Consider the following 25965-nt stretch of genomic DNA (forward strand, 5'->3'; position numbering starts at 1 on the left):
CTCCCCGTGCGTTCCGCAGGAGCGCGAGCGGTCTGCAGGACGACCCGCCGTGATGCATCCTGCACATCGCCCGCGGTCCTGCGGATGGCACGGCGGGCGAGGGGCGGCTACGCGCTGACGATCACCGGGATGATCATCGGGCGGCGTCGGTGCTTCGTGTTCACCCAGCGGCCGACGGTGCGGCGGACGGCCTGCCGGTACGTGTGCAGGTCGACGGGGCCGTTGCGGGCGGCGTCGGACAGCGCCGCCACGATCTGCGGGCGCACCGTCTCGAACACCTCGTCGTCCTCGGCGAACCCGCGGGCCTGGATCTCCGGGCCGACGATGACGTTGCCGTTGGAGGGGTCGATCGCGACGAAGATCGAGATGAAGCCCTCCTCGGCGAGGATCCGCCGGTCCTTCAGGTCCGCATCCGTGATCGCGCCGACGCTCGAGCCGTCGACGTAGACGAAGCCGAGGTCGTACTGGCCGGCGATGCGGGGCACACCGTTCTCCAGGTCGACGACGGTGCCGTTGTCCGCGAGGATCACGCGGTCCTCGGGCACGCCGGTGTCGATCGCGATGCGAGCGTTCGCGACCTGGTGCCGCACCTCGCCGTGCACCGGCATGACGCCCTTCGGCTTCACGATGTTGTAGACGTACATCAGCTCGCCGGCGGAGGCGTGGCCGGAGACGTGCACCTTCGCGTTGCCCTTGTGCACGACGTTCGCGCCGAGCTTCGTCAGCCCGTTGATCACGCGGTAGACGGCGTTCTCGTTGCCGGGGATGAGGCTCGAGGCGAGGATCACCGTGTCGCCCTCGCCGATCTCGATCGGGTGCTCGAGGTTCGCCATCCGCGACAGGACGGCCATCGGCTCGCCCTGCGACCCGGTCGACATGTAGACGACCTCGGCGTCGGGCAGGTTGGCGGCCCGCTTCGCGTCGATCAGCACGTCCTGCGGCACCTTCAGGTAGCCGAGGTCCGCGGCGATGCCCATGTTGCGCACCATGCTGCGGCCGATCAGCGCGACCTTGCGGCCGTGCCGGGCCGCGGCGTCGAGCACCTGCTGCACCCGGTGCACGTGGCTCGAGAAGCTCGCGACGATCACGCGGCGCGGCGCGCGGCTGATCACGTCGTCGAGCACGGGCCCGATCGACCGCTCGAGCGCGGTGAAGCCGGGCACGTCGGCGTTCGTGGAGTCGGCGAGGAACAGGTCGATGCCCGCCTCGCCGAGCCGCGCGAAGGCGCGCAGGTCGGTCAGCCGCCCGTCGAGCGGCAGCTGGTCCATCTTGAAGTCGCCGGTGTGCAGCACGGTGCCGGCGGACGTGCGGATGGCGACGGCGAGCGCATCCGGGATCGAGTGGTTCACCGCGACGAACTCGAGCTCGAAGGGGCCCAGCCGCTCGACCTGCCCCTCCTTCACCGTGTGCGTGTACGGCTTGATCCGGTGCTCCTGCAGCTTCGCCTCGACGAAGGCGAGGGTCAGCGCCGAGCCGAGGATCGGGATGTCCTTGCGGAGCCGCAGCAGGTACGGGACGGCGCCGATGTGGTCCTCGTGCCCGTGCGTCAGCACGACCCCGAGCACGTCGTCGAGCCGATCCCTGATGGGGGCGAAGTCGGGCAGGATCAGGTCGACGCCCGGCTGATCGGACTCGGGGAACAGCACCCCGACGTCGACGATGAGCAGCTTGCCGTCCATCTCGAAGACGGTCATGTTGCGGCCGACCTCGCCGAGGCCGCCGAGCGGCACGATGCGGAGCACGCCGCGCTTCAGCGGCTCGGGCTCGGCGATCGGGGCGCGCCTCATCGGGTGGTCCCCGCGACCTTCGGCAGCGCGCCGCCGGCCGCCGCGTTCCGGTCGGGGCGGAAGTTCTTGAAGTCCGCCCCCTCCACGCCGTGCACGAGCGCCAGCTCGTCCTCGATCATCGCGGCCTCCGTCTCCTCAGGTCCCACCAGCGGCAGCCGCACCCGCGGCGAGCCGATCCGCCCGAGCCCGTGCAGCACGTACTTCGCCGCCACGGTGCCGGGAACGTGCGTCATCACGGCCCGCACCAGCGGCTCGAGCAGCCGGTGCTGGGCGGTCGCGGCGTGCAGATCGCCGCGGTTCACCGCATCCACGATGGTGCGGTACGGGGCTGCGGCGATGTTCGCCGTCACCCCGATCAGCCCGGACGCGCCGATCGCGAGGTGCGGCAGCACGTTCGCGTCGTCGCCCGAGAAGTAGAGCAGGTCGGTCTGGTTCAGCACCCGGCTGACCTCCGCGAAGTCGCCCTTCGCGTCCTTGATCCCGACGATGTTCGGGTGCTTCGCCGCGCGGATGATCGTCTCGTACCTGATCGGGACGCCCGTCCGGCCGGGGATGTCGTAGAGGATCACCGGCAGATCCGTGGCGTCGGCGACCATCCGGAAGTGCGTGAGCAGACCGGCCTGCGTCGGCTTGTTGTAGTACGGGGTGACGATCATCACGCCGTCGGCCGCGTGCGCGGAGTGCCGGTAGAGCTCGATGGCGTGCGCGGTCTCGTTCGAGCCGCCGCCCTGGATCACCTTCGCGCGACCGTCCGCGACCGACTTCGCGACCTCGACGAGGCGGATCTTCTCGGGGTCGGTGAGGGTGCTCGTCTCCCCCGTGGTGCCGGAGACGACGATGCCATCGGCGCCCGCGACGATGCAGGAGTCGATGTGCCGCTCGACGCCCGGCCAGTCGACCTCGCCGTCGGCGGTGAACGGGGTGACCAGGGCCACCAGCACCTGGCCGAACGGGTTCTCGGGCACCGAAGAACCCTACCGGGCGAGGCCCACCGCCTCAGCCGGGTCGCCGCATCCCACCCGTCGCACCCTCCCTGCGCGAACGACGGAGAAACTCCATCCGCCGGCCCGAGTCATACGGATCTCGGGCCCGTTCCCGCCAGAACTCCGTCGTTCGCGCGGCATCCGCTCCTCCACAGGGGCGGATGCGGCCGGCGTGACGCCTCCGACGCACGAAGCGGCGCCCTCCCGGGCCGGGCTCCGGCACGGTCCCGCGCCATGACTCCACTGCAGCGACACATCCTCGCCAAGGGCGACCTCATCAAGACCGCGGAGCTGCACGCCTTCGGAATCGGCCGGACGGGGATCGAGCGGGCGCTGGCCGACGGTGAGATCCAGCGCATCCGGCAGAGCTGGTACGCGCGCCCGGACCTCCCGCCGGACCAGGCTCGGGCCGCGCGCATCGGCGGTCAGCTCGCCTGCGGAAGCGCCGCGAAGACCCTCGGGCTCTGGGAGCCCGTCATCCCGGGCTTCCACGTCTGCGTCGAACCGGATGCGCGCGGCCTCCGGTCGCCGTCAAGCTACCGGACGCGTCTGCAGGGGGTGGCCGGGGTCGAGATCCACTGGACCGGCATCGATCCGGGCGGAAGCCGCACCGTCGTGTCCGTCGGTTGCTGCCTCCGACAGCTGGCTCGATGCGCGCCGCCGGAGGTCGCACTCGCCGTCGCGGAATCCGCCCTCAACCGCGGCCGGATCGACCTGCTCGAATGGTGGGCCGTGCTCGATCGCCTCCCTCGAGCGGTCCGGAGGCATCGGGTGCCTCGGACTCCGGGACGGAGAGCGTCTTCCGCTACCGGATGGCGAAGCTGGGCGTGCTCGTGCAGCAGCAGGTGGCCATCGAGGGGGTCGGATTCGTCGACTGCCTGATCGGGGAACGGCTCGTGATCGAGCTGGACAGCATCGCGCACCACAGCGATCCCACTGCTGATCGGCATCGGGACGCGCTGCTCTCCGCGCTCGGGTACCGCGTGCTCCGGTTCATGGCCAAGCAGGTCGACGAGTCCTGGCCCGAGGTCGAGGAGGCGGTCCTCGCCGCGATCAGCCGCGGCGACCATCTCGCCGCGTGACGCGCCGAGCGCGCTGCGCAAACGACGGAGAAATCGCATCCACCGGACCGGTTCATGCGGATCCGGGCCGGATCGGCGCAGAAGCTCCGTCGTTTGCGCAGTGACGTAGTGCTCGGCTGGGGCTACGGCGCGACGCGGCCGTTCGCCGTGAAGGCCGCGTGGGTGTGCGGCATCAGGGTCGCCCAGTGCGCCTCCATCGCCTCCGCGCAGAGCTCGATCTCGCGCTGCGGGAACGACGGGAACGTCGACGCCGGATGCTTCGTGCGCAGCGACAGGAAGTTCATCAGGCTGCGCGCGTTCAGCGTCACGTACATCGAGGAGTACAGGTTCAGCGGCAGCACGATGCGGGCCACCTCACGGGCGACACCCGCGTCGAGCATGCTGCGGTACGCCTCATAGGCGGCGAGCGAGCGCTCCCGCGTGAGGCGGTCGACGAGCTCGTGCTGCGCGTCGTCGCCGGGCAGGAACTCGTAGGCGCCAGGCTTGCCGACCTGGATGAGGTCGCGGTCGCGGCCCGGCACGTAGAACACCGGCCGCAGCTCGCGGTAGCGGCCCGACTCCTCGTTGTAGGACGCGATGCGATGCCGCATGAACTCCCGGAAGACGAAGATCGGCGCCTGCACGTAGAACGTCATCGAGTTGTGCTCGAAGGGCGAGCCGTGGCGGTCGCGCATCAGGTAGTTGATCAGCCCGCGGTCGCGCTTCTCGGTCGCGGTCGGCTCGTCGGCGTCGGCCTTCGCCCGCTCGAGAGTCTGCTCGCCCTGGGTCGACACCCGCGCCGCGAACAGCACGTCGGCGTCCGACGCGTTGCCCCGCACGAGCTCCACGGTCATGTCGCTGCGGAATTCCGGTTGCTCGTCGCTCACGGCCACCGACCCTAGCGGCGGCCCGCGACACCGCCGCCTACGCTGCCGAGGTGGCCGCTGCGATCACCGTGATCACCCTGCTCGCCGTGCTCGCCGCCGTGGCCGTCGGGGTCCTCTGGCTGCGCGGCGACGGATCGATGAAGCGCGGATCCGGCGAGCGCATCCGCCCGGCCGAGGTCGTGCTGCCCGACGACGCGTTCGGGCCGCGCGGCACGCTGCTGCTGTTCACCTCTGACCACGACATCCGCTCGGCGGCGGTGCGCCGCATCCTCGAGGACGCGGCCGACGGGATCGAGGGGGTGCGGATCGCGCCCGTGGACCTCACCCGGCACGGCGACCTCGCCGGCCGCTACGCCGTCACCCTCACGCCGACGGTCTTCGTGCTCGACGGCGACGGCCTGCTGCGGTTCCGGATCAAGGGGTCGGCCCGTCCCGAGGACGTGCGCGCGGCGCTCGCGAGCGTCGCCGCGTCCTGAAGATCGCTCGGGCTACGCTCGTGCCATGGCGAGCACGAAACGCGTCCCCGTGCCGTCCGCGAAGCCGGCACCGAAGCCCCGCAAGGCGCCGCCGGCCGCCGCGCCGATCCCCGAGCCGCGCACCGTCGCCCGCCGCCCGATCCGCAAGGACTCCACGCTGACGGTGCTGCTCGCGGGCGCCTCCGGGATGATCGGCACCGCCCTGCAGCAGCGCCTCACCGAGGCCGGGCACACCGTGCAGCGGCTCGTGCGCCGGCCGCCCCGCTCCGAGAACGAGTTCAGCTGGGCGCCGGACGCGAAGATCCTCGACTTCCGGCTGCTCGAGCACGTCGACGCGGTCGTCAACCTCTCGGGCGCCCCGCTCACCCACGTGCCCTGGACGGCGCGCTACAAGGAGCAGATCCTCCGCTCCCGGGTGAAGGCGACGCAGGCGCTCGTCGAGGCCATGGGGATGTCCGCGTCCCCGCCGCCGATCTTCCTGTCCGCCTCCGCGGTGGGCATCTACGGCGACCGGCCCGGCGTGCGGCTCACCGAGGAGTCCGAGCGCGGCGCCGGCTTCCTCGCCGACGTCGTCGAGGCGTGGGAGGCCGCCGCCCTGCTCGCGCCGCCCAAGACGCGCACGGCGCTGCTGCGCACCGGCGTCGTCATCGGCGGCGACGGCGGCGCCCTGAAGCCGCTGCGCCTCGCCACCTCGTTCGGGCTCGGCGCCACCATCGCCTCCGGCGGGCAGCACTGGCCCTGGATCAGCCTCCACGACGAGGTGGCAGCGATCGTCCACCTGCTCACGAGCGAGCTGGAGGGCCCGGTGAACCTCGCCGGGCCGACCCCGGCCACCGCCGAGCAGATCACCCGACGGCTCGCCACCGACCTGCACCGCCCGTACCTGTTCAAGATTCCCGAGAAGGTGATCGAGCTCGGGATGGGCGACCTCGGCCGGGAGCTGCTGCTGCCGAGTCAGAAGGTCGTGCCCGAGAAGCTCGAGCAGGACGGCTTCGTCTTCACGCATCGGACCAGCGACGAGGCGGTCGACGCCGCCCTCAGGGTCGAGCAGCCGACAGGCTGATCGCCCGCCGCACCGCCGCTCGCGCGCGCCGCCGGTCGCCGCTCGCGTCGTAGGCGAGGCCGAGCCGGAGCCAGGCCCGCCAGTCCTCCGGATGCGCTGTCGCGTCGTCGCGGTACCGGTCGAACGCGGCGGTGGCCGCCGTGCGGTCGACGCGGCCGCTCGGCCGGCGGGGCAGGTCGTCGTCGAGCAGGCCGCCCTCCGCGCCGAGGCGCCGGACCAGCCGGGTGCTCCGCAGCCCGAACGCGAACTCGCGCACGAGCGCCCAGGCGCCGACCAGCGCGATCACGACCAGCGCGACCCCGATGGCGATCCCGACGGCGCTGCCGCTGCCGAGGAACGCCACTGCGCGGGTGCCGAGCACCACGATGTAGAGCAGGAGCAGCAGCCCCATGAGGGCGGCTGCGGGCAGCCCCCGCCCCATCAGGGCCCCGCGACGAGCCCGGCCTGGCCCTCGGGGGCGTCGGCGACGGGGGCGGGAGGACGCGGTCGCCGCACGGCCGGCAGCAGCAGGTGCTCGAGGCCCACGACCACGCCCTGGATGCGATCGAGCGCCTGCAGCGCGAGGCGGATGCCCGCGACGTACGCCGCCGGAGAGAGGGTCTCGTGGCGCAGCGTGAGCAGCTCCCCGGCGCCGCCGAACAGCACGTCCTGCCGCGCGAGCACGCCGCTGACGCGCAGCGAGTGGACCGGCACGCTGCCGACCTGCTGGCCGCGGGCGCGCTGGTCGGTGTGCGGGGCCACGACGGGCCCGAGCTCGTTGCGGGCCGTGTTGATCCGTTCGGCCGTGGCGACGGCGGTACCGGAGGGCGAGTCGGCCTTGCCCGCGTGGTGGGCCTCCACGATCTCGATCGAGTCGTACCAGGCGGCGGCCTGCTCGGCGAAGGCACCCGCGAGCACCGCGCCGATCGAGAAGTTCGGCACGACGAGCACGCCGGGTCCGTCGGCCGGGACCGTCGGCCGCAGCGCGGCGATCCGCTCGGCGGACCAGCCGCTCGTGCCGACGAGCACCGGCAGCCCCGCCTGCACGCCCGCGGCGACGACCTTCGGGGAGACCTGGGGCAGGGTGACGTCGACGACGAGGTCGGCCTCGGCGACGCGCGCGAGGTCGTCGCCCGAACCGAGCGGCACCGTCACCTCGAACCCGTCGAGCCCGGCGACGACCTCGCAGACGAGGCGCCCCATCCGGCCGGATGCGCCGGCGAGGGCGATGCGTCGGGTCACGGGCGGAAATCCTACGGGCAGCGCGGCGCTTCTACCCTGGTCGCATGCGCCTCGTCCCGGTCTCCCCGACCGAGCCGGTGCCCGCCGCGCTCCTCGCCGACTACTTCGCCGAGCGGGCCGCCGGCTTCCCGACACCCGGCGGCTACCGCCCCGCCACCGCCGACCCCGCCGCGTTCGCGCCGCCCGCGGGCGTGTTCCTGCTGCTCACCGAGGACGACGGCGCGCCCCTCGGCTGCGGCGGCCTGCGCAGCCTGCTGCCGACGGACGCGGGAGCGCGCAGCGAGGTGAAGCACCTCTACGTCGTGCCCGCGGCGCGCGGACGCGGGCTCGGCCGCGTCCTGCTCGGCGCGCTCGAGGAGTGTGCGAGGGCCGCGGGTGCGGCGACGCTCGTGCTCGACACGAACCGGTCCCTCGAGGCGGCCGGGGGGCTGTACCGGTCCACCGGCTTCGTGCCTGTGCCGCCCTACAACGACAACCCGAACGCCACCGACTGGTACGGCAAGGCGCTCGACTGAGCAGGCGCCGGTCCTCAGACCGGCGAGGTCTCCGGCAGCCCCGTCCGCAGCTCGAACGGCAGGTGGGCCAGGTCGTTGTGGGCCACGAGCACCGGAGGACGCCCCGGACGGACGCGGATGACCGTGAGCCCGCAGTGCGACTGGTTCAGCCCCAGCCATCGCCAGTTCGGCGCATCCATCGCGTGCCGCACGAACCACGCGATGACGAAGTTGTGGGTGATCAGCAGGTCGTGCCGGTCGTGTCCGCCGGGGACGAAGAACTCGCTGATCGCGTCCGCCATCTGTGCCCGGCCCGCCTCGACCTCCGCCGGCGTCACCGCGGCGAACCACGACTCGAAGGCCTTCGGGGTGTCCGGCGTCATGCCGGACGGGACGCAGTCGAAGAGCAGGGCCGACGGCTTCGGATCCACGGCGGGCAGCAGCCCGGAGAGGATCTGGGCGGTCTCCGTGGCGCTCCGGCTCGGCGCGTACCAGGCGTTGGTCAGCGGGACCCCGCCGAGGCGTGCAGCGAGCAGCTCCGCCTGCCGGCGGCCGCGCGGGGACAGCGGCCCGTCGCTCACCCCGTGCTCCGCGTCGAGGTGCTCGCCGTGGCGCACGAGATAGAGGTACTGCGACATCGCGGGCCGATGCTACCCGCCGCATCCGGTCCGCGAGCGGGCGCACCCCCGGGTCCGGGGGCACCCGGTCTGGGGGTGGGCGCGGGCGGGGGCGGACAGACCGGTCTGTCCGCTGCGCTGCTAGCGTTTCGGAGCCCGTGCGATACGGGCGGGACAGGAGACGGTCGTGACCGACGAACCCGCCCGCAGCGCTGCGCGGCGACCCTCGCACGCGCGCGTGCGGCTGCTCGAGGTCGCGGACGAGCTGTTCTACACCGACGGAATCGTCCAGGTCGGCATCGACCGGATCATCGCCGAGGCGGGCGTCACGAAGGCCACGTTCTACAAGCAGTACGGCTCGAAGGACGCGCTCATCCTCGAGTACATCACCGGCCGGGACGCCGCCGTCCGGCAGGCCCTCGCCGGGCTCGCCGAGGACTCGCCGCAGCCCGCGGACGTGCTCGCCGCCCTCGTGGACGCCGTCGTGGCCGACACCGCCCGGCCGAACTTCCGGGGCGACCCGTTCCTGAACGCGGCGGCCGAGTTCCCGTCGTCGAAGCATCCGGTGCGCGTGGCCATCGCGGACCACCGCGACTGGTTCTCCGGCTTCCTCGAGCACCAGCTCCGGACCGCCGGCCACCCGCAGCCCGGTGCGGCCGCCGACGAGTTCTACCTCCTGCGCGACGGCGCGATGGCCGGCTCCTACGCGGGCGACGTCATCGCGGCGACCTCGGCCTTCGTGCGCGGCGCGCACCGCATCCTCGCCGAGGCCTCCACCGCCTGACCACTGCTTACGCGGTCGCGCGCTCCAGCGCGGCGACCTCCGCCGCCGTGAGGCGCAGCGCCGCCGCCGCCGCGAGCGCCGGCACCTCCCCCGCCGCCGACGGGCCGACGATCGGCGCGACGACGGACGGCCGGGTGAGCAGCCACGCCAGGGCGACGGCGGACGTCGGCACCGAGCGCTCGCGGGCGAGCGCGGCGATCGCCTCGACCACCTTCAGGCCGCGCTTCGTCCCGGTGGCGGCGAGACGCTCGGCCCGCTCCGGATCGAGCTCCTTGAGCCGCTTGCGGCCGCCCTTCGTCGCGGATGCGCCGGTGAGGAAGCCACCGGCGAGCGGCGACCTCGGGAGGCAGCCGAGTCCCTGCGCGACGACGATCGGGGCGAGGTCCGCCTCGTAGGCGGCGCGCTCCAGGGCGCTGTAGACGGGCGAGACCGCGGCGAACCGCGGCAGCCCGCGCTGCCCGGCGGCGACGCGCGCCTCGATCAGCCGGGCGGCGCTGTGCGCGCCGGCCGCGACGGCCCCGACGCGGCCGGACTCGATCAGCGCCGCGAGCGCGACGAGGGTCTCCTCGAGGCTCGTCGCCCGGTCGTGCAGGGCGAGGGTGAGCACGTCGACCCGCTCGGTCCGGAGCCGGGCCCGCAGGCGGTCGACCGCCGCGGTGAGCGCCGCCGCTGAGGACCCCGGATGCTCGGCCGCCAGCCCCACACGCGCCAGGACCACGGTGCGCTCCCGCCGGCGCCGCGTCGCGAGCCAGGACCCGACGACCTCCTCCTGGCGCCCCGACACCGTGTCGGTGACCTCGATGGTGTTGCCGCCGATCTCCGCGTGCGCGTCGAGCACCCGGTGCGCCTCGGCGGCGGGGACGGCGGTCCCGAACCGCATGGCGGACAGGGCGATCGGGTGCAGCGCGAGGCCCGTGCCGTCGAGCGCACGCAGCCGGTACGGCGCCGACGGCTCGTCGAGGAGCGGCACGGTCGGCTGGGCGGCGAGGGCCGCCTCGGCCCGGCGGACGACCTCGAGCGCCGCATCGACGACGGGCTCGTCGGCCGCGTGACGCCGCCGGGCGGGGCGCCTCGCGAACTCGTCGATCGGATCCGTCATCTCGCCGCCCTCCCCACCGTCCGCGGCAGGGCCATCACGATAACGGCGGCCGCCGTCCGGCGCCGTGTGCGACACCGACGAGGCGGAAGGACCGGTCTACCGCTCGGAGATGGCGTCGAGGCGGGCGAGCTGCTCGGGCGTGAGGATGATGTTCGCCGCCGGCATGAGGTCCGCGAGCTGCCGGGCGGTCGGCACGCGCACGACGGGCGCGGCGACGAGCGGCTTCGACAGCAGCCAGGCGAGGGCCACGCGGCCGACGTGCTGGCCGACCTCCCCGCTGATCTCGTCGAGGACCGCGAGCACGGCCGCGCCACGGCGGTTCACGTACTTCAGGGCGCCGGCGAAGATCGGGGAGGCCGGCTTGTCGTGCCGGGACCGGAAGTCGCCACGGAGGTACCCGCTGGCCAGCGGGGTGCGCGGCAGCACGCCGAGGTCCTGCGAGAGCGCGATCGGTGCGACCTCGGTCTCGTACGGCTCCCGCTCGAGCAGGTTGTACTCGGGGAGCACCGTCGAGATGCCCGGGATCTCGAGGCGGTGGGCGACGCGGATGGCCTCGCGGAGGCCGTCGGCGCTGAAGCCGGACGCGGCGATGTGCCCGACCTTGCCGGCGATGATCAGCTCCTGGACCGCCGTCAGCGTCTCCTCGATCGGCGTGCTCGGGTCCTCGTGGTCGAGACCGAGGAGGTCGATCCAGTCGGTGCCGAGGCGCTCGAGCGAGGCGTCGACCGCCCGGTGGATCGCGGCCCGGGAGAGCCCGTGGGCGTCGGGGTGCTTGCCGACCTTCGTCGCGACGACGAGGCGCTCGCGGGAGGCGTGCCGGGACAGCCAGGAGCCGATCATGATCTCGCTCCGGCCGCCCGCGTAGTGGTCTGCGGTGCTGATCAGGTCGCCGCCGGCGGCGTAGAAGAGGTCGAGGGTCGACGAGGTCGCCTTCGCGTCCGATGCCCAGCCGAACACGCTGCCGTCGAGCGCGATGGGGTAGACCGCCATCCCGGTGCCGCCGATGCGGCGGGAGACCGGTCCCGGAGCCAGACTCGTCACACGTCCCCCATCATGAAAAACTGAGCCGCAGCAGTATTCCATATCGAGAATCGCTGCGAACGGGCTTGAAGAAAGGCCCCCGGCCCTGATACGGGTCGGGGGCCTTGCTCACTTCAGGGCTCAGACGGTGGCCGGCTCCGCCGGCTCGTCGACCACGGGCGCGAGCGACAGCTTGCCGCGGTCGTCCATCTTCGTGATCTCGACCTGGATCTTCTGGCCCACGGCGAGCACGTCCTCGACGTTCTCGACCCGCTTGCCGCCGGCGAGCTTGCGCACCTCCGAGATGTGCAGCAGGCCGTCGCGGCCGGGCAGGAGCGACACGAACGCGCCGAACGCGGCGATCTTCACGACGGTTCCGAGGAACCGCTCGCCGATCTCCGGGTTGTGCGGGTTCGCGATCGCGTTGACCGCCTGGCGGGCGGCCTCGGCGGACGGGCCGTCGACGGCGCCGATGTAGACGGTGCCGTCCTCCTCGATGGAGATGTCGGCGCCGGTCTCGTCCTGGATCGAGTTGATCGTCTTGCCCTTCGGGCCGATCAGCTCGCCGATCTTGTCGACCGGGATCTGCACGCTGATGACGCGCGGCGCGGTCGGCGCCATCTCATCCGGGCCCTCGATCGCCTGGTTCAGCACGTTCAGGATCGTGAGGCGGGCCTCACGGGCCTGCTTCAGCGCGCCGTCGAGCACCGACGACGGGATGCCGTCGAGCTTCGTGTCGAGCTGGATCGCGGTGACGAACTCGGCGGTGCCGGCGACCTTGAAGTCCATGTCGCCGAGCGCGTCCTCCGCGCCCAGGATGTCCGTCAGGGTCGCGTAGCGGGTCTCGCCGTCGACGGTGTCGGAGACGAGGCCCATCGCGATGCCGGCCACGGGGGCCTTCAGCGGCACGCCCGCGTTCAGCAGGGACAGCGTGGACGCGCAGACCGAGCCCATGGACGTCGAGCCGTTGGAGCTCAGCGCCTCGGACACCTGGCGGATCGCGTAGGGGAAGTCCTCGCGGGCGGGGAGCACCGGCACGAGGGCGCGCTCGGCGAGGAAGCCGTGCCCGATCTCGCGACGCTTCGGCGACCCGACGCGACCGGTCTCACCGGTGGAGTAGGGCGGGAAGTTGTAGTGGTGCAGGTAGCGCTTCTTCGTGACGGGCGACAGCGAGTCGATCTGCTGCTCCATCTTCAGCATGTTCAGCGTGGTGACGCCCAGGATCTGGGTCTCACCGCGCTGGAAGATGGCGGAGCCGTGCACGCGCGGGATGACCGCGACCTCGGCGTCGAGCGGACGGATGTCCTTCAGCCCGCGGCCGTCCATGCGGACGCCCTCGCTGAGGATCCGGCCGCGGACGACCTTCTTCGTGACCGACTTGTACGCCCCGGAGACCTCGCCGAGTGCGGAGGCCGGCAGCTCGCCGCCTTCGACCATCATCTGGACGGCGTCCTTGACGCGCGACTTCAGGTTGTCGTCGGCGTCCTGCCGCTCGACCTTGCCGGCGATCCGGTACACGGCCCCCAGGTCCTCGAGCGCGAGGTCCTCGACGACGGCGTAGGTCTGCTCCGTGTAGGGCAGGAACACCGGGTACTCGCGGGTCTCCTTCGCGGCCTGCTGGGCGAGCTTCGCCTGGGCCTCGACGAGCACCTTGATGAAGGGCTTGGAGGCCTCGAGGCCCTGGGCCACGACCTCCTCGTTCGGCTTCACGGCGCCCGCGCGGATCTTCTCGAACGCGGTCTCCGTCGCCTCGGCCTCGACCATCATGATCGCGACGTCGCCGGACTCGGTGACCCGGCCCGCGACCGTGAGGTCGAAGACGGCGTCCTCGAGCTGCGCGAAGGTCGGGAACGCGACCCACTGGCCCTCGATGAGCGCGAGGCGCACACCGGCGATCGGGCCGGAGAACGGCACGCCGGAGAGCTGGCTGGAGGCGCTCGCCGCGTTGATGGCGAGGGCGTCGTAGAACTCGCCCGGGGCGATCGACAGCACGGTGATGACGATCTGGACCTCGTTGCGGAGGCCGTTGACGAACGACGGGCGCAGGGGCCGGTCGATCAGGCGGCAGACGAGGATCGCCTCGGTGGAGGGGCGGCCCTCGCGGCGGAAGAACGAGCCGGGGATCTTGCCCGCGGCGTACGAGCGCTCCTCGACGTCGACGGTCAGCGGGAAGAAGTCGAACTGCTCCTTCGGCTGCTTGCTGATGCTCGTCGCGGACAGCAGCATCGTGTCCTCGTCGAGGTAGGCGGCGACGCTGCCCTGAGCCTGCTGCGCGAGCCGGCCGGCTTCGAATCGGATGGTGCGGGTGCCGTAGCGGCCGTTGTCGATGACGGCTTCGGCGGACTTGATCTCAGGACCTTCCAAGAGGTCGCTCTCCTTCACGTGAAAGTGGAGGAGCATTCGGCAGGAAGGAGCGTGGCAAGCCGCTGCGGGCATCCGCCCGTCGATCGGGGGCTGCTCCGCCGGTACGGCTCCTGGTCATCAGTAGAAGATCGCGGGCGCGTGCCGCCCCGAGGTCCACCACTAACGACCAGCTTCCTGCCGGTCTGCTCCGTGCCCCGCACATGCGGGACCCGTCCATGCTATCAGGCAGGCCGCCTCAGGCCGCGGTGCGGCGCTCGAGGCGCACCCCGGAGACGAGCACGAGCAGCGCGACGACGGCGGCGAAGGCGCCGAGCACCGGCACGGGCGGCAGCGCCGCGAGGGCCCCGCCGACCGCGAGCACCGGCACGATGAGGCCGAGGTAGGCGAGCAGGAACAGCCCGGCGAGGGTCTCCCCGCGGCGCTCCTCCGGCGCCATCGGGCCGACGAGCCCGAGGCAGGCGCGGAAGAGCAGGCCGACGCCGGCACCCGCGATCACGGCGCCGAGCACGAACAGCGGCAGGGACCCGAGCGCGGGCGCGCTGCCGAGCACTGCGAGCCCGGCCACCATCGCGACGATCGCCGTGACCAGCGACGTCCGCAGCGCCGCCTTCAGGAACGCGAGCTGCGCGAGCGCGCCGGCGGTGAAGACGGCCCAGGTGACGGCGCCGATCGCGAGCGGGGAGCCGGCGCCGAAGACCTTCGACAGCAGGGTCGGCGTGACGGCGCCGAAGAGGCCGAAGACGCTGAAGCCCGCGAAGACCGCGATGCCGGCCGCGAGGAAGGCGCCGCGCGCCTCCGGATGCACCGCGATCCGCTGGGGGCGGTACGGCGGCAGCGGATCCGGCCGGTCCACGGTCTCGGGCACGAGCAGCACGGCGACCGCCGCGAGCGCGAGCACCACCAGGTAGACGAGGAACGGCGTGACGAGCGGCGCCGGCGCGAGCACCGCGAGGGCGCCCGCGACGAGCGGGCCGAGGCCGAGGCCGCCGATGTTCGCGACGGTCGCGACGGCGCCGGCGAGCGCGCCGTTGCCGCGCCAGCGGCCGTGCAGCTCGCTCAGCTGCGCGGTGGCGGACGCGGTGAGCGCGCCGATGCCGGCGCCGGAGACGACCCGGCCGACCAGGAGCCCGGGCAGCTGCGGCCAGACGAGGAACAGGACGGCCGCCACCAGCTGGGCGCCGAGCGCGGCGAGGGCGATCGGCCGTCGCCCGAGCACGTCGCCGAGGTGGCCGACGAGCACGAGCGCACCGGCGACGCCCACCGCGTAGGCGGCGAACACGACCGTCACGAGGAAGGTGGGGAACCCGTCCTGCCGCTCGAACCCCGCGTAGAGCGGCGTCGGGATCGTCGTGAAGGACATGGCGACGAGGAACACGGCGCCGAGGGTCCAGAACGCACCAGCGCCACCCCGCCGCTCCCCCATCCCTCGATGGTTCCAGCCGTCACCTCGGCGCCGGCTCAGCGCCTCATCGCGCGGATCCGGAGAAACTGGACGACACCCCGCGGATGAGCGTCCAATCGCGGCGTGTCGCTCAGGAACTCCGGAACGACGCGATGGATGCCCGCGCGAGAGCGGGTCAGGGGACGATCTTGGCCGGGTTGAGGTTGCCGCCCGGGTCGGTGGCCGCGAAGACGCCCTGCAGCATGCCGACGCCCTCGGCGGAGACCGCGTCGGGCATCCAGGCGGCGTGCTCCAGGCCGACGCCGTGGTGGTGCGAGAGCGAGCCGCCCGCATCCGCGAACGCCTGCTGCACCGCCGTCTTCACGACGTCGTACTCCCCCACCGGGTCGTCGCCGAAGACGAACGCGAAGGTGAAGTAGAGGCACGCGCCGCCGTGGTACGAGTGCGAGAGGTGCGCCATGATCCAGCCCTGGCGCCCGAGGCTCGCGTACGCCTCCTCGGCCGCGGCGATCGCCCGGTCGTACACCGCCCGGAGCTTCGACCACGGCGCCGCGGTCTCGGACACGTCGCCGGCGGTGCCGCGGTCGAGCAGGAAGTCGCGGAGGTACGGGGTGTCGAACTTCTTCTGGTCGTAGAGCACCCCGGGACCGGTGCCCACGCCGATGCCGCCGTGGCGCTTCACGATCCTCTCGACCGCCTTGCGCTGGCGGGCGACGTGGTCGGGCTCGCCCTCGTAGCCGATGAAGGAGAGGCAGAGCTCGTCGAGGTCCCAGCCGCGGCGCTTCAGGAACGCCATGAGGCCCTTCTGGGCGAGCCCGGACAGCCCCTTCGACTCCTTCGCGGTGGCGAGCGAGAAGCCGGTCTCGCGGGCGTCCGACACCCGGGTGACGGTCGGATGCGTGTCGCTGGCCGCGATCGCCTGCATCGCGGCGAGGCCCGCCGTCCAGTTCGGGAAGAAGTAGGCGTGGATGACGCGCTTCGCCGGCACGCGGTGCACCTGCACGGTGACCTCGGTGATGACGCCGAGGCGCCCCTCGCTGCCGAGGATCAGCTCGCGCACGCTGGGGCCGGTGGATGCGGACGGGTACGCCTTCACGTCGAGCAGGCCGTTGGGCCTCGCCACCCGCATGCCGCGGGCGATGTCGGCGATGTCGCCGTACTTGTCCGACTGCATCCCGGAGGAGCGCGTGGCGACCCAGCCGCCGAGGGTGGAGTGGGTGAACGAGTCGGGGAAGTGGCCGATCGTCCAGCCGCGCTCGTTCAGCTGCGCCTCGAGCACGGGGCCGAGCGCGCCGGCCTGGATCCGGGCGAGGCCCGAGGCCTCGTCGATGTCGATCAGGCGGTCGAGCCGACCGAGGTCGACGGACACGACGACGCGCGTCTCGGTGGGGTCGGGCTCGAGGGATCCGGCGATGTTGCTGCCGCCGCCGAACGGGATCAGCACGGCGTCGAGGCCGACGAGGGCGGCGACGAGCGCCTGCACCTCGTCCTCGGTGCCCGGATAGACCACCAGGTCGGGCGTGCGCGGCAGCACCCCGGCGCGGATGCGCACGAGGTCGCGGAGGCTCTTGCCGTAGGTGTGCACGACGCGGGCGAGCGCGTCGTCGGTGACGGCGTCGGCGCCGACGATCTCCGCGGCGGCGGCGCGGACGCGCCCGTCGTCGCGGGACGCGGGGACGTCGATGCCCTCGAACGACGGCGGGTCGAGCGGCGAGACGGCGTGCAGGTCGAGGCCGACTGCCTTGATCACGAACGGCGCGAACCCGGGCTTGTCCTCGTGGTGGAACGCGACGCCGGGGACGCCCCAGCCCCACCACTTCATGTGGGGCACGTCGCGCACCGCGGTGACGGTGCCGTCGGACGGGACGCCCGCGGCCACCGGCTGCCCGTTCCCCGTCTGCGGCTCCCGCTCGGCGTCGGGCGTCTCGACGAGGTCGGACAGGTCCGTCACGGAAGCTCCTCCTGATGCAGGTGCACGCTCGGCCGCCGGCCGGTCAGCACCCGGTGCTCGTTCTCGTCGTGCAGTCGCTGCACCTCGCCGCGGACGCGGCGCATGTAGTCCGCCGGGGACTCCCCCGTCGCCGCGAACACCGGTCGGCCGTAGACGACGGCCACGGGCGGCCTGCCGCTCTTCGGCCACTTCGAGCCGCGCGGATGGGCGATGTCGGCGCCGATGATCGCGACCGGGACGCACGGCACGTCGGCGCGCGCCGCGAGCGCCGCGGCCCCCGCCTTGAACTGGCCCATGCTGCCGGCCTTGCCGCGGGTGCCCTCGGGGAACACGAGCAGCGGGACGCCGCGGCCCAGCAGCGCGCGGGCCTCGGAGCTCTTCTTCTCCATGCCGGTGCGATGGATCGGGAAGGCGTTGAAGAACAGGGTGGTGAGCCCGCGACGCCAGGGGACGTCGAAGAAGTAGTCGGCGGCGGCGCCGGCGGCGAGGTACCGCGCGAGGCGCCTCGGCAGGGTGGTGAAGACGAGCGGGGCGTCGAGGTGGCTCGTGTGGTTCGCGACGACCACGAACGCGCCGCGGAGGGTCTCGATCTCGGTGCGGCCGAACACCTGCACCCGTGTGACCCCGCGGACGACCCCGGCCAGCACGATGCGCTGCGCGACGTAGCGAGCCGCCGCCATCGGCTTCGAGGTGTATCGGTCGAGCCGCACGTCCCGGGCTTCGGAGCGGGCGTCCAATCCGGTTTGGAGCCGCGTCGTCACGACTGGAGGTTACCGCTCCTGCGGCCGGACAGCGCCCGGGAAACGGCTCGGATCCCGCTTCGCGGCCCATGCCGCACGAGGAACATGAGCGACTTGTAGCGGAGCGTCGGGATCGACACCACCCTGCCCCGCACGAGGTCGCGGAGGGCGTCCGCGACGAGCGCGTCGGCGTCGATCCAGAGCGCCTCCGGGATCCCCGAGACCCCGACGCCGGCCCGTTCGTGGAACTCCGTGTGCACCCAGCCGGGCGCGAGCGCCATCACCCGCACCCCCGTGCCGTGCAGCTCGTTCGCGAGCCCCTCCGTGTAGGCGGTGACCCACGCCTTGATCGCCGAGTAGGCCCCCATCGTGATGAACCCCGCCGTGCTCGACACGTTCACGATGCTGCCGTGGCCCCGCTGCCGCATCCCTCGTGCGGCGGCGCCCGCGAGCACGAGCACGGCCCGCACCATCACCTCGAAGGCCCGGTCGTGCTCGCTGACGTCCGGATCCGTGAGGCGGGCGCGCACCGAGAAGCCCGCGTTGTTCACGAGCACCTCGACCGGATGCGCGGGGTCCTCGAGCCGCTCCGCGACCCGCTGCACGTCGGCGCGGTCGGCGAGATCCGCCACGAGCACCTCGACCCGGCGGCCGAGGGAGCGGTAGTGCGCCGCCTCGGACTCGAGCCGCTCGGCGTCCCGCGCGACGAGCACGAGATCGAAGCCCCGGTGCGCGAGCGCCCTCGCGAAGGCGGCGCCGATGCCGCTCGTCCCCCCGGTCACGAGCGCAGTCGCCATGAACGCATACGATACGAGCACGATGACTCTCCCGGCCCAGTCCGAGGCCGTGGGCCCGCTCGCAGGTCACGTGCTGCTCACCGGTGGCACCGGCTTCGTGGGCCAGGCGCTGCTCGAGCGGCTGCTCGTCTCCCACCCGGACACCACGATCACCGTGCTCGTGCGCGGCAAGGGCTCCGTCTCCGGCGCCGACCGTCTCGCGAAGCTGCTGTCGAAGCCCGTGTTCAAGCCCTGGCGGGAGCGCGTCGGCAAGGACGAGGCGGCGCGGATCTTCGCCGAGCGCGTGATCGCCCACGAGGGCTCGCTCACCGAGCCCGGCGTGCTGCCGGCCGACCTCGACGTCGTGATCCACAGCGCGTCGACGGTGTCCTTCGATCCGCCGATCGACGAGGCCTTCGCCACGAACGTCGGCGGCGCCCGCGCGCTGTACGCGGCGCTCGCCGCATCGGGCTCCGACCCCCACGTCGTGCACGTGTCCACCTGCTACGTCGGGGGCATCCGCAAGGGGGTGCTGCTCGAGGCGCGGCTGCCGCACGAGGTCGACTGGCGCGCGGAGGCGGATGCGGCAGGCCGCGCCCGCGATCGTGCGGAGCTCGCGTCGCGGGAGCCCGCGGTGCTCAAGCGCCTGATGGCCGAGGCACGGGCCGCCCGAGGCAAGCAGGGCCCGCAGGCCGTCGCCCAGGCGACCGAGACCGCCAGGCAGGAGATGGTGAAGCGCCGGCTCGTCGAGGCCGGCCGCACCCGGGCGCAGAGCCTCGGCTGGACCGACGTCTACACGATGACCAAGGCCTTCGCCGAGCGTGCTGCCGAGGAGGCCTGGGGCGCCGGGCACCGGCTCTCCATCGTGCGGCCGAGCGTCATCGAGAGCGCGCTCGCGCATCCGTTCCCCGGCTGGATCGACGGCTTCAAGGTCGCGGATCCGCTGATCCTCGCCTTCGGTCGCGGGCAGCTGCCCGACTTCCCCGGCGTGCCCGACTCGGTCCTCGACGTGATCCCCGTCGACCACGTGGTGAACGCCGTGCTGGCCGCGGCGGCGACGCCACCGCCCGCCGGTGCGCCCCGGTACCTGCACGTGGCCTCCGGGGCGTCGAATCCGCTGCCGTTCCACTCGATGTACGAGAACGTGCGCGCCTACTTCACCGCGAACCCCATCCCGGACGACGTCCGCGGCACCGCGCACGTGCCCACCTGGCAGTTCCCCGGCGATCGTCGGGTCGAGCGCGCGCTGAAGCGCGCCGAGCGCGGCGCGGACCTCGCGGACCGGGTGCTCGAGCGCCTGCCGTCCACGCCACGCACCCGCGACCGGCAGCGCGGCCTCGACCGGCGCCGCAGCGACCTCGCCGTCATGCGGAGCCTGTCCGAGCTCTACCGCGCCTACGTCGGCACGGAGCAGATCTTCGACGACACCCAGGCGCGCCGGCTCCAGGCCGCGATCCCCGAGCGCCAGGCCGAGGACCTCGGCTTCGATCCGACGCGGATCGACTGGAACGACTACCTGCAGCGCGTGCACTTCCCCGCGATCACGGGGCTGATGCGCGTGTTCTCGCGGCGGGGCGGCGAGCGTGCGGCGGCGGCCGAGCCGCCGGCCCTGCCCCAGCGCAGCGATGTGGTGGCCGTCTTCGATCTCGAGGGCACCGTCGTCGACTCGAACATCGTGCTCCAGTACCTCTGGGTGAAGCAGGCCGACGCCGGCTCCGTGCAGGTGCTCGCCGAGACCGCCGCGCTGCTCGCGGCGCTGCCCGCGTACCTCGCCGCCGAGCGCCGCGACCGCGGGGAGTTCGTGCGCACCTTCCTCCGTCGCTACGCCGGGATGCCGTCGGCGCGCCTCGCCGCGTCGGTGCGGGGCGGCTACACGGACACGCTGCTCGCGCACACGAGCGCCGCGGCCCTCGAGCGGGTGCGCGAGCACCGGGCCGCCGGGCACCGGACCGTGCTGCTCACCGGCTCCATCGGCACCCTCGCCTCCCCCGTCGCCGAACTCTTCGACGAGGTCGTCGCGAGCGAGATGCACGAGGCGGACGGCGTGCTCACCGGCTACCTCGCCCGGCCGCCGCTCGTCGACGAGGCGCGCGCCTCCTGGCTGTCCCGGTTCGCCGAGCGCGAGGGCATCGACCTCACGAAGTCGTACGGGTACGGCGACAGCGCCGCGGACCTGCCCTGGCTCGCACTCGTCGGCACCGCGACCGCGGTGAACCCCGACGCACGGCTCTCCCGGGAGGCCCTGCGTCGGCGTTGGCGGATCGTCGACTGGCGCCGCGGCGGCGTCACGCGCGCCGACCTCACCCCGGTGTGAGCACGGCCGACGCCGTCGCCGCGCGGCTCCGGGCGGCCGGATCCGTCTTCGCCGAGGACGAGGCGGCCCTGCTGCTCGCCGAGGCGTCGTCGCCCGAGGCGCTCGAGGACCTCGTCCGGCGCCGCGTCGGCGGGGAGCCGCTCGAGACGATCCTCGGCTGGGCCGAGTTCTGCGGGCTGCGGGTGCGGACGGCGCCCCGGGTCTTCGTGCCCCGGCGGCGAACCGAGCTGCTCGCGCGGCGCGCGGCCGCGCTGCTGCCGGCCGGGGGCGTCGCCGTCGACCTCTGCTGCGGCACCGGCGCGGTCGCGATGGTGATCGCCGCGCTCGCGTCGCCGGGCGTGCTGCACGCGGCGGACCTGGATCCGGCCGCGGTCGCCTGCGCGCGCCGCAACCTCGAGCCGCTCGGCGGCGTCGTGACCGAGGGCGACCTCTTCGATGCGCTGCCCGAAGACCTCCGGGGCCGGATCGACGTGCTGGCCGTCAACGCCCCGTACGTCCCGACCGACGCGATCGCGACGATGCCGCCCGAGGCGCGCGACCACGAGGCCCGGATGGCGCTCGACGGCGGCACCGACGGCCTCGACCTCCATCGCCGCATCGCAGCAGCCGCGCCGGAGTGGCTCGCGCCGGGCGGCGCGGTGCTCATCGAGACCGGCCGGACGCAGGCCGGCTGGACGGCCGTGCTGCTGTCCTCCGCAGGCCTCGAGGTCGAGGTGGACAGCGACGACGAGGTGGACGGGACCGTCGCGATCGGCCGCCGGTCGGCCTGACCCGGCAGGATGGTCGAGTGAGCGGGACGGACGTGCGGTACGGGGTGTGGGCGACGCTCGGTGAGCCGCGGACGGCGGCGGCGCTGACCGGCTCGGGGCTCGACTGGGCCGTGCTCGACCAGCAGCACGGGCACTTCGACGACCGGGCGATGCGGGAGGCCTACGGGCTCACGACCGGTCGCTCGGTGCCGCTGCTGGTGCGGGTGCGGGCGAACGACGCCGGGCTGATCGGCCGGGTGCTCGACGCCGGCGGCGACGGCGTGATCGTGCCGCTCGTCGACTCGGCCGAGGATGCCGCCCGCGCGGTGGCCGCGGCGCACCATCCGCCCCGCGGCACGCGCAGCTGGGGCTTCCTGCCGGACACCGCCCGGACCGACCGCGTGCCGTTCGTCGCGGTGATGATCGAGACCGCGGAGGCGCTCGCCGCCGTCGAGGAGATCGCCGCCGTGCCCGGCGTCGACATGCTGTTCGTCGGCCCGTTCGACCTCTCGCTGCGGCTCGGCACGACCGTCGACGCGCTGCTCGCGGACAGCGGAGCCGATGCCCCGCTCCCCCGGGTGCTCGCCGCCGCGGCGAAGGCCGGCCTGATCGCGGGCGCGTTCGGCGCGGAGCCGGCCCGGGCGGCCGTCCTCGCCTCGCTCGGCTTCTCGTGGGTGATCGTCACCACGGACGCCGGGCTGCTCGCCGCGGGCCACCTGCAGCGCGACCTCGCGGTCCGCGCGGACTGACCCAGCGCCCCCCTGCGCAAACGACGGAGAAACCGTCGTCCGCGGGCGCGTCATGCGGATCCGGGCGCGTTCCGTGCGGAAGCTCCGTCGTTCGTGCAGTCCGGCAGATGCGCCGCAGCCGGCGGGAGGTACGGCGTTCAGGCCGCGATGCGCTCGCGCAGCTCCGCATCCGAGGGCTCGACCAGGTGGGAGCCGTCGGGCAGCACGATCACCGGGATGCTCGTGCGGCCGCTGATCGCGACCGCGGCGTCGGCGGCCTCCTTGGACGCCTCGACGTCGACGTAGTCGTAGTCGATGCCGCTCGCGTCGAGCACGGCCTTCGACCTGCGGCAGTCGCCGCACCATGCCGCGCCGTACATCGTGATCCTGTTGTCCATGCCGACAAGGGTATGTGCCCATTCCTGCGCACCTGCGCGTGGACGCGGCGCGAGGTGCTTACGCTGATCCGGCCTGGACGGCAGTCGATCGATGAGGATCGGGAGCAGCGTGCGCGTGGACGAGTGGCTCGCCATCGCGGGGACGAGCGCGCCTCGCGCGCCCGTCGTCGAGTCCTGGGACCGCGCGCGGCGCGGCCGGCTCGATCCCGAGCGGACGCTCGCCCCCACGCCGCTGACGGCGGAGGAGGTGCGCGACCACCGGGCACGGCATCCGCTCGCCGCCGCGATGCCCGTGCTCCGTGAGCTGCTCGGCAAGGACGCGGACGAGGACAGCGGCGTCGTGGTCGCGGTCGGCGACGCGGCGGGGCGCCTGCTCTGGGTCGAGGGCGACCCCGCGCTCGTCCGCCGGGCGGAGGCGATGCGCTTCGTTCCCGGCGCCGACTGGTCGGAGCACCGCGTCGGCACCTCGGCACCCGGCACCGCGCTGGCGCTCGACCACGGCATCCAGATCGCCGGCGCCGAGCACTTCGCCCTGCCCGTGCGGGACTGGAGCTGCACGGCGATGCCGGTGCACGACCTCCGCACGCACGAGACCGTCGGCGTGATCGACATCACCGGTGGGCCGGAGGTGGTCGCCCCGCACACCCTTCCGCTGCTCGCCGCGACGGCCGCGGCGATGGAGCGGGAGCTGCTCCTCGCCCGGCGCGCGGAGCCACGGCGGCGGATGCGGCAGCCGGTCCGCGCCGCTCGGCTCGCGGTCCTCGGCCGGGACACGGCCGCCCTGACCGCGGGCGACGCGGTGCTCGAGCTCTCCACCCGGCACGCCGAGCTGATGACCCTGCTCGCCTGGCACCGCACCGGGCTCAGCGCGGAGCGGCTCGCCGAGCTCCTGCACGGCCGGCCCGACGCCGTCGTCACGGTCCGGGCCGAGATGGTGCGGCTCCGTCACCTCCTCGAGGGCGTCGCGCCGGCCCTCGTCCCGCTCGCCAGGCCCTACCGCCTCGCCGTGCCGGTCGACCTCGACGCCCGGATGGTCGTCGGGCTGCTCGACCGCGGCGCCCACCGCGCGGCGCTCGACGCCTTCGCCGGCGAGGTGCTGCCCGCCTCCGTCGCCCCCGGGATCGAGGAGATCCGGCAGGAGCTCGCGGCCCGGATGCGGGAGTCGATCCTCGAGAGCGCGTCCGTGGAGCTGCTGCTCGCCTACGCCGATCGGGTGACCGCGGACCCCGCCGTGCTGCTCACCGCGCTGCAGATCCTGCCCGCCAGGTCGCCCCGCCGAGCGGGCGTCGTGGCCCGCCTGGAGGCCCTCGAGCAGCGCAACGATCCGCAACCCTCCCGCGCGTAGCGTCCGGCTCGGGTGCGGGACCCCGCGCCCGAAGCTCTGGAAGGGATCCCATCGATGACGATGTACGCGGACGCTCCCGCCGACCACGCCGGCGAGGACGCTGCACTGCCCGACTCGAGTCCCCAGGTGTACGCGAACCCGGGGTCGGAGGGCGCGGTGATGAGCTACCGCAGCCGGTACGACCACTTCATCGGCGGCCGGTACGTGCCGCCGGCGAGCGGCGAGTACTTCGAGGACATCACCCCGGTGACGGGCAAGCCGTTCTGCGAGATGGCCCGCGGCACCGCCGCCGACGTCGACGCGGCCGTCGAGGCCGGCTGGAAGGCGTTCCCCGCCTGGAGCCGCACCTCCCCCGCCGAGCGCGCCCTGATGCTCACCCGCATCGCGGACCGCATGGAGGCGAACCTCGAGCTGCTGGCCGTGGCCGAGACGTGGGAGAACGGCAAGCCGGTGCGCGAGACCCTCGCCGCGGACCTGCCGCTCGCGATCGACCACTTCCGCTACTTCGCCGGCGCCATCCGCGCCCAGGAGGGCGGGGTGTCCGAGATCGACCACGACACCATCGCGTACCACTTCCACGAGCCGCTCGGCGTGGTCGGCCAGATCATCCCCTGGAACTTCCCGATCCTCATGGCCACGTGGAAGCTCGCGCCCGCCCTCGCGGCCGGCAACTGCGTCGTGCTGAAGCCGGCGGAGCAGACCCCCGCCTCCATCCACGTGCTGATGGACCTGATCAAGGACCTGATCCCCGCGGGTGTGCTGAACATCGTCAACGGGTTCGGGTTCGAGGCCGGCGCCCCGCTCGCCTCGCACCCGCGCATCCGCAAGATCGCCTTCACCGGGGAGACCACCACCGGCCGGCTGATCATGCAGTACGCGAGCGAGAACCTCATCCCCGTCACGCTCGAGCTCGGCGGCAAGAGCCCGAACATCTTCTTCGAGGACGTCGCGGATGCGAAGGACTCGTACTACGAGAAGGCGCAGGAGGGCTTCTGCTTCTTCGCCCTCAACCAGGGCGAGGTCTGCACCTGCCCGTCGCGCGCCCTCGTCGCCCGGTCGATCTACGACGGCTTCGTCGGCGACGGCATCGAGCGCGTGAAGCGGATCAAGCAGGGCAACCCGCTCGACGTCTCCACGATGATCGGCGCGCAGGCCTCGAACGACCAGCTCGAGAAGATCCTGTCCTACATGGACATCGGCAAGCAGGAGGGCGCGAAGCTGCTGGTCGGCGGCGAGCGGGCCGACCTCGGCGGCGACCTCGCGGACGGCTACTACGTGCAGCCGACGATCTTCGAGGGCGCCAACTCGATGCGGATCTTCCAGGAGGAGATCTTCGGGCCCGTGCTCGCGCTCACCTCGTTCGACGGCTTCGACGACGCCATCTCCATCGCCAACGACACCCTGTACGGGCTCGGCGCCGGCGTGTGGAGCCGCAACGGGTCGCAGCTCTACCGGGCGGGGCGCGCGATCGAAGCCGGCCGCGTGTGGTCGAACACGTACCACCAGTACCCGGCGCACGCCGCGTTCGGCGGGTACAAGCAGTCGGGCATCGGCCGCGAGAACCACAAGGTGATGCTCGACCACTACCAGCAGACGAAGAACCTCCTCGTCTCGTACGCCGACGGCCCGATGGGCTTCTTCTGATCCTTCATCCGCCGCTCCCGCCGCACGCTGCTCGCCGCGCGTGCGGCGGGAGCCCTTCCGAG

At 73.2% G+C, this 25965-nt stretch carries 24 protein-coding genes; 10 read left to right on the forward strand and 14 right to left on the reverse strand.

Annotated elements, in window-relative coordinates:
* Positions 1-107: 107 nt before the first annotated feature.
* Both VIG76_RS04025 and dapA read right to left on the reverse strand, forming a co-directional pair.
* Positions 108-1787 (reverse strand): ribonuclease J, encoded by a 1680-nt coding sequence (locus tag VIG76_RS04025; RefSeq protein ID WP_331951294.1) that lies wholly within the window; start codon positions 1785-1787, stop codon positions 108-110.
* Positions 1784-2752, reverse strand: a complete 969-nt coding sequence (dapA, locus tag VIG76_RS04030; RefSeq protein ID WP_331951296.1) for a 4-hydroxy-tetrahydrodipicolinate synthase — start codon at positions 2750-2752, stop codon at positions 1784-1786. Before dapA ends, VIG76_RS04025 begins: the two co-directional genes overlap by 4 nt.
* A gap of 830 nt (positions 2753-3582) precedes the next feature.
* On the opposite strand from dapA, the gene VIG76_RS04035 reads away from it, so the two are divergent.
* Complete coding sequence (locus VIG76_RS04035; protein WP_331951298.1) at positions 3583-3852, forward strand: endonuclease domain-containing protein; 270 nt, start codon at positions 3583-3585, stop codon at positions 3850-3852.
* A 122-nt stretch (positions 3853-3974) separates the two neighbouring features.
* Here the strand turns inward: VIG76_RS04035 and thyX are convergent, their stop codons facing one another.
* Positions 3975-4685, reverse strand: a complete 711-nt coding sequence (gene thyX / locus VIG76_RS04040) for an FAD-dependent thymidylate synthase (protein WP_331951534.1) — start codon at positions 4683-4685, stop codon at positions 3975-3977.
* Positions 4686-4768: 83 nt separating this feature from the next.
* Between thyX and VIG76_RS04045 the strand changes: the two genes are divergently transcribed.
* Positions 4769-5194: a thioredoxin family protein gene (locus VIG76_RS04045; RefSeq protein ID WP_331951300.1), complete on the forward strand. Its 426-nt coding sequence runs from the start codon at positions 4769-4771 to the stop codon at positions 5192-5194.
* 25 nt (positions 5195-5219) lie between these two features.
* Positions 5220-6257 carry a TIGR01777 family oxidoreductase gene (locus VIG76_RS04050; RefSeq protein WP_331951302.1) on the forward strand — a complete coding sequence of 346 codons (1038 nt, stop codon included), beginning with the start codon at positions 5220-5222 and terminating at the stop codon, positions 6255-6257.
* On the opposite strand, the gene VIG76_RS04055 is transcribed toward VIG76_RS04050, so the two are convergent.
* Together VIG76_RS04055 and dapB are read right to left on the reverse strand one after the other, a co-directional pair.
* On the reverse strand, positions 6232-6678 hold the full coding sequence (locus tag VIG76_RS04055) for a hypothetical protein (RefSeq protein ID WP_331951304.1): 447 nt from the start codon (positions 6676-6678) through the stop codon (positions 6232-6234). The two genes, VIG76_RS04050 and VIG76_RS04055, sit on opposite strands and share 26 nt — an antisense overlap.
* On the reverse strand, positions 6678-7478 hold the full coding sequence (gene dapB, locus VIG76_RS04060) for a 4-hydroxy-tetrahydrodipicolinate reductase (protein ID WP_331951306.1): 801 nt from the start codon (positions 7476-7478) through the stop codon (positions 6678-6680). Before dapB ends, VIG76_RS04055 begins: the two co-directional genes overlap by 1 nt.
* A 44-nt stretch (positions 7479-7522) precedes the next feature.
* Here dapB and VIG76_RS04065 point away from each other — a divergent pair, with 44 nt between their 5' ends.
* The gene (locus VIG76_RS04065) at positions 7523-7993 is read left to right on the forward strand and encodes a GNAT family N-acetyltransferase (RefSeq protein WP_331951308.1); all 471 of its coding nucleotides are present in this window, start codon (positions 7523-7525) and stop codon (positions 7991-7993) included.
* Between the two features lie 14 nt (positions 7994-8007).
* Here the strand turns inward: VIG76_RS04065 and VIG76_RS04070 are convergent, their stop codons facing one another.
* The gene (locus tag VIG76_RS04070; protein WP_331951310.1) at positions 8008-8610 is read right to left on the reverse strand and encodes a histidine phosphatase family protein; all 603 of its coding nucleotides are present in this window, start codon (positions 8608-8610) and stop codon (positions 8008-8010) included.
* A 166-nt stretch (positions 8611-8776) separates the two neighbouring features.
* Between VIG76_RS04070 and VIG76_RS04075 the strand changes: the two genes are divergently transcribed.
* Positions 8777-9373 carry a TetR/AcrR family transcriptional regulator gene (locus tag VIG76_RS04075; RefSeq protein ID WP_331951312.1) on the forward strand — a complete coding sequence of 199 codons (597 nt, stop codon included), beginning with the start codon at positions 8777-8779 and terminating at the stop codon, positions 9371-9373.
* Between the two features lie 7 nt (positions 9374-9380).
* Here the strand turns inward: VIG76_RS04075 and VIG76_RS04080 are convergent, their stop codons facing one another.
* From VIG76_RS04080 to VIG76_RS04110, 7 genes are all read right to left on the reverse strand, one after another.
* Positions 9381-10472, reverse strand: coding sequence for an aldo/keto reductase (locus VIG76_RS04080; RefSeq protein WP_331951315.1), 1092 nt, complete (start codon positions 10470-10472; stop codon positions 9381-9383).
* Positions 10473-10568: 96 nt separating this feature from the next.
* On the reverse strand, positions 10569-11513 hold the full coding sequence (locus VIG76_RS04085; protein WP_331951317.1) for an aldo/keto reductase: 945 nt from the start codon (positions 11511-11513) through the stop codon (positions 10569-10571).
* A gap of 120 nt (positions 11514-11633) precedes the next feature.
* Entirely contained in the window at positions 11634-13856 is a 2223-nt protein-coding gene (locus VIG76_RS04090) for a polyribonucleotide nucleotidyltransferase (RefSeq protein ID WP_331951319.1), read from the reverse strand.
* Positions 13857-14091: 235 nt separating this feature from the next.
* Positions 14092-15279: an MFS transporter gene (locus VIG76_RS04095; RefSeq protein WP_331951321.1), complete on the reverse strand. Its 1188-nt coding sequence runs from the start codon at positions 15277-15279 to the stop codon at positions 14092-14094.
* Positions 15280-15433: 154 nt separating this feature from the next.
* Positions 15434-17209, reverse strand: coding sequence for an FAD-binding oxidoreductase (locus VIG76_RS04100; protein ID WP_331951323.1), 1776 nt, complete (start codon positions 17207-17209; stop codon positions 15434-15436).
* Positions 17206-17970: a lysophospholipid acyltransferase family protein gene (locus tag VIG76_RS04105; protein ID WP_331951325.1), complete on the reverse strand. Its 765-nt coding sequence runs from the start codon at positions 17968-17970 to the stop codon at positions 17206-17208. The genes VIG76_RS04100 and VIG76_RS04105 overlap by 4 nt, the downstream gene beginning before the upstream one ends.
* A complete protein-coding gene (locus VIG76_RS04110; RefSeq protein WP_331951327.1) occupies positions 17967-18746 on the reverse strand; it encodes an SDR family NAD(P)-dependent oxidoreductase in 780 nt (259 codons plus the stop codon). Before VIG76_RS04110 ends, VIG76_RS04105 begins: the two co-directional genes overlap by 4 nt.
* Positions 18747-18768: 22 nt before the next feature.
* Here VIG76_RS04110 and VIG76_RS04115 point away from each other — a divergent pair, with 22 nt between their 5' ends.
* From VIG76_RS04115 to VIG76_RS04125, 3 genes are read left to right on the forward strand one after another with little or no spacing between them, the layout of a single operon-like run.
* On the forward strand, positions 18769-21039 hold the full coding sequence (locus tag VIG76_RS04115; protein ID WP_331951329.1) for an SDR family oxidoreductase: 2271 nt from the start codon (positions 18769-18771) through the stop codon (positions 21037-21039).
* Entirely contained in the window at positions 21036-21809 is a 774-nt protein-coding gene (locus VIG76_RS04120; RefSeq protein WP_331951331.1) for a putative protein N(5)-glutamine methyltransferase, read from the forward strand. The genes VIG76_RS04115 and VIG76_RS04120 overlap by 4 nt, the downstream gene beginning before the upstream one ends.
* 17 nt (positions 21810-21826) lie before the next feature.
* A complete protein-coding gene (locus tag VIG76_RS04125) occupies positions 21827-22537 on the forward strand; it encodes an HpcH/HpaI aldolase family protein (protein ID WP_331951334.1) in 711 nt (236 codons plus the stop codon).
* 137 nt (positions 22538-22674) lie between these two features.
* Here VIG76_RS04125 and VIG76_RS04130 read toward each other — a convergent pair whose 3' ends face one another.
* A complete protein-coding gene (locus VIG76_RS04130) occupies positions 22675-22914 on the reverse strand; it encodes a glutaredoxin family protein (RefSeq protein ID WP_331951336.1) in 240 nt (79 codons plus the stop codon).
* A gap of 109 nt (positions 22915-23023) precedes the next feature.
* Between VIG76_RS04130 and VIG76_RS04135 the strand changes: the two genes are divergently transcribed.
* Positions 23024-24259 carry a sigma-54-dependent transcriptional regulator family protein gene (locus VIG76_RS04135; RefSeq protein ID WP_331951338.1) on the forward strand — a complete coding sequence of 412 codons (1236 nt, stop codon included), beginning with the start codon at positions 23024-23026 and terminating at the stop codon, positions 24257-24259.
* Between the two features lie 159 nt (positions 24260-24418).
* The gene (gene exaC, locus VIG76_RS04140) at positions 24419-25903 is read left to right on the forward strand and encodes an acetaldehyde dehydrogenase ExaC (protein ID WP_331951536.1); all 1485 of its coding nucleotides are present in this window, start codon (positions 24419-24421) and stop codon (positions 25901-25903) included.
* The last annotated feature ends 62 nt before the right edge of the window (positions 25904-25965 follow it).

The organism is Amnibacterium sp., assembly GCF_036559085.1.
In the GTDB taxonomy this organism is placed as follows: domain Bacteria; phylum Actinomycetota; class Actinomycetes; order Actinomycetales; family Microbacteriaceae; genus Amnibacterium.

What these genes read in the sequence shown, in the direction of transcription:
- VIG76_RS04055 (WP_331951304.1), bottom strand. Translation starts at nt 6,678, where the DNA reads ATGGGGCGGGGGCTGCCCGCAGCCGCCCTCATGGGGCTGCTGCTCCTG.
- exaC (WP_331951536.1), top strand. Translation starts at nt 24,419, where the DNA reads ATGAGCTACCGCAGCCGGTACGACCACTTCATCGGCGGCCGGTACGTG.
- thyX (WP_331951534.1), bottom strand. Translation starts at nt 4,685, where the DNA reads ATGACCGTGGAGCTCGTGCGGGGCAACGCGTCGGACGCCGACGTGCTG.
- VIG76_RS04130 (WP_331951336.1), bottom strand. Translation starts at nt 22,914, where the DNA reads ATGGACAACAGGATCACGATGTACGGCGCGGCATGGTGCGGCGACTGC.
- VIG76_RS04035 (WP_331951298.1), top strand. Translation starts at nt 3,583, where the DNA reads ATGGCGAAGCTGGGCGTGCTCGTGCAGCAGCAGGTGGCCATCGAGGGG.
- VIG76_RS04065 (WP_331951308.1), top strand. Translation starts at nt 7,523, where the DNA reads ATGCGCCTCGTCCCGGTCTCCCCGACCGAGCCGGTGCCCGCCGCGCTC.
- VIG76_RS04080 (WP_331951315.1), bottom strand. Translation starts at nt 10,472, where the DNA reads ATGACGGATCCGATCGACGAGTTCGCGAGGCGCCCCGCCCGGCGGCGT.
- VIG76_RS04025 (WP_331951294.1), bottom strand. Translation starts at nt 1,787, where the DNA reads ATGAGGCGCGCCCCGATCGCCGAGCCCGAGCCGCTGAAGCGCGGCGTG.
- VIG76_RS04050 (WP_331951302.1), top strand. Translation starts at nt 5,220, where the DNA reads ATGGCGAGCACGAAACGCGTCCCCGTGCCGTCCGCGAAGCCGGCACCG.
- VIG76_RS04095 (WP_331951321.1), bottom strand. Translation starts at nt 15,279, where the DNA reads ATGGGGGAGCGGCGGGGTGGCGCTGGTGCGTTCTGGACCCTCGGCGCC.
- VIG76_RS04110 (WP_331951327.1), bottom strand. Translation starts at nt 18,746, where the DNA reads ATGGCGACTGCGCTCGTGACCGGGGGGACGAGCGGCATCGGCGCCGCC.
- VIG76_RS04070 (WP_331951310.1), bottom strand. Translation starts at nt 8,610, where the DNA reads ATGTCGCAGTACCTCTATCTCGTGCGCCACGGCGAGCACCTCGACGCG.
- VIG76_RS04115 (WP_331951329.1), top strand. Translation starts at nt 18,769, where the DNA reads ATGACTCTCCCGGCCCAGTCCGAGGCCGTGGGCCCGCTCGCAGGTCAC.